Origin of the sequence: Pedobacter sp. ASV12 (genome assembly GCF_016429155.1) — a bacterium.
GTDB lineage: Bacteria > Bacteroidota > Bacteroidia > Sphingobacteriales > Sphingobacteriaceae > Pedobacter.
The window spans coordinates 1-2,475 of record NZ_JAELUC010000166.1 but is presented as its reverse complement, the minus strand read 5'-3'; the positions used below and the strand labels follow the sequence as shown (position 1 = coordinate 2,475).

The window sequence follows — 2,475 nt, the reverse complement described above, 5'->3', positions numbered from 1 at the left end:
CAGATGTGTATAAGAGACAGTCCCTGAAGATAAGATTATCTTTATTCCAAATGCGGCAGATTTTAGCTTGTCTGATCATTTGTTGCATACATTCGATGTAGAGAAATTTAGGGAACAGCAACAGTGGGCAGGCAAGTTTGTAATTACTTATGTGGGTGCCCACGGCGTTGCCAATCACCTGGATCAGGTATTAGAAACAGCAGCTCTTTTGAGAGACACCAATGTTTTGTTTGTGCTCATTGGCCAAGGAATGCAGAAAAATCAACTGAAAGTGCTGGCTCAAAGCATGTCGCTTTCGAATGTGCTATTTTTAGATCCTGTTGCCAAGGCGGAGGTCTTTAAGTATATCTTTGCCTCAGATATGGGGGCTTCGGTATTAAAAAATGTAGAAACCTTTAAAACGGTATATTCTAATAAGACCTTTGATTATATGGCCTGCAAAAAGCCTATTTTTATGGCCATAGACGGGGTGTCGAGAGATTTGGTTGAAGAAGCTGATGCGGGCATTTTTGTGAAGCCCGAAGATGCCAACGATTTTGCCCATAAAGTAAGACATTACATGGATAATCCAGCATTGATCAAGCGCCAAGGAGAGGCAGGTTACAGCTTTGCTAAACAAAACTTCGATAGGAAAGTGCTAGCAGATAGGTATATCAACTATCTAAAAGAGTTCGCAAATGTATAGACATTTTTTTAAGTATATCTTTGATTTTTTATTGGCCACTGTTGGCTTTGTGCTCTTGTCGCCGATCTTTGTATTGGTGATGCTGTTGCTCATGTTTGCAAATCAAGGGAAGCCGTTTTTCTTCCAGGTTAGGCCGGGTCGCCATGCAAAGCTTTTTAAGATCATTAAGTTTAAAACCATGAATGACAAAAGAGGAAAGAATGGAGAATTATTGCCAGATGAGCTGCGCTTGACAAGGCTAGGTTTGTTTGTAAGAAGAAGTTCTTTGGATGAGATACCTCAATTGTTAAATGTAATTATTGGCGATATGAGTTTGGTTGGCCCGCGGCCCTTATTACCAGAGTATATCCCTCTTTATAATAAAGAGCAATTTAAAAGGCACGAAGCAAGGCCCGGTATTACGGGCTGGGCGCAGGTTAACGGAAGGAATGCCATCAGCTGGGACGAAAAATTTAAACTAGATGTTTGGTACGTAAATCATCTCAGCTTTTTTTTAGATTTGAAGATACTATGGTTAACTTTTAAAAAAATAATTGTAAGGGAAGGTATCTCTTCGGCTACCTCCCTAACCATGGAAAAATTTAAAGGGAACTGATGCATATTATAGGCGCTGGTGGCCATGCCAAAGTTGTAGCAGACATACTATTGTCTGCGAAGCATAACATTGATGGTGTTTGGGATGAAAACCTACAAATCAAACAGCTTTTACACTATCCCATAAAGGGCAATTTAGCTAACTTTAAAGAGCTAGGTATTGAGCAATTTATTATAGCAGTTGGCAACAATTTGATAAGAAAAAAAATAGCTGCGCAATTACAAAGAACAAAAGCCGTTGCCTTAGCTTCCGCTAGTTCAGTTTCTTCATTTGCGATGATTGAGAAAGGCACTGTCGTAATGCCAAATGCAAGTATAAATGCCGGGGCGGTAATAGGAGCACATGTTATTGTTAATACAAATGCCTCAATAGATCATGATTGCAGGGTGGCAGACTTTGTACACATCTCTCCGCAGGCAGGACTTGCAGGTGCCGTTGAAGTTGGTGAGGGCACTCATATTGGTATTGGAGCAAGCATTATTCAAGGAGTAAAAATAGGAAAATGGGTAACCATTGGAGCGGGTGCTGTTGTAATAAAAGATGTGCCAGATTACGCTGTCGTTGTAGGTAATCCAGGTAGAATTATTAAATATAATTTAAATGAATAATAAAATCTGGCTTTCGTCACCACATATGGGTGGCGGAGAGCAAAAATATGTGAAGGAAGCTTTTGATACCAATTGGGTAGCACCACTTGGACCAAATGTTACTGGTTTTGAGAATGATCTAAAAGAATATCTTAATGGCGGTGTTCATGTGGCGGCACTAAGTTCGGGCACTGGTGCTCTGCACTTGGCCTTAATTTTAATGGGGGTAGGTCCTGGCGATGAAGTAATCTGTCAAAGCCTGACATTTTCTGCTTCAGCCAATCCAATAGCCTATTTAGGAGCCACCCCTGTGTTTGTTGACTCTGAAGAAGATACCTGGAATATGTCTCCAGTATATTTAGAGGAGGCTATAAAGGACAGAATAGCAAAAGGCAAAAAGCCAAAAGCAATTTTACCCGTTCATTTATACGGAATGCCGGCTAAAATGGAGGAGATTTTAGCTATTGCAGAACACTATGAAATTCCTGTTCTAGAAGATGCGGCAGAGGCGCTCGGCTCTCATATTAATAAGCAAAAGTGCGGTACCTTTGGCGAAATGGCTTGCCTTTCTTTCAATGGTAATAAAATAATCACAACTTCTGGTGGCG

At 40.6% G+C, this 2,475-nt stretch carries 4 protein-coding genes; all 4 read left to right on the top strand.

All coding sequences use genetic code 11. The features are described 5' to 3' along the window. The first annotated feature begins 79 nt into the window (after positions 1 to 79). A complete protein-coding gene (locus JHD69_RS19485) occupies positions 80 to 685 on the top strand; it encodes a glycosyltransferase family 4 protein (protein ID WP_199142007.1) in 606 nt (201 codons plus the stop codon). After that, positions 678 to 1,280, top strand: coding sequence for a sugar transferase (locus JHD69_RS19480; protein ID WP_199142006.1), 603 nt, complete (start codon positions 678 to 680; stop codon positions 1,278 to 1,280). Before JHD69_RS19485 ends, JHD69_RS19480 begins: the two co-directional genes overlap by 8 nt. After that, complete coding sequence (locus JHD69_RS19475) at positions 1,280 to 1,888, top strand: acetyltransferase (RefSeq protein WP_199142005.1); 609 nt, start codon at positions 1,280 to 1,282, stop codon at positions 1,886 to 1,888. The genes JHD69_RS19480 and JHD69_RS19475 overlap by 1 nt, the downstream gene beginning before the upstream one ends. Further along, on the top strand, positions 1,881 to 2,475 hold a 595-nt coding region (locus tag JHD69_RS19470; RefSeq protein WP_199142004.1), incomplete at its 3' end, for an aminotransferase class I/II-fold pyridoxal phosphate-dependent enzyme. The genes JHD69_RS19475 and JHD69_RS19470, both read left to right, overlap by 8 nt.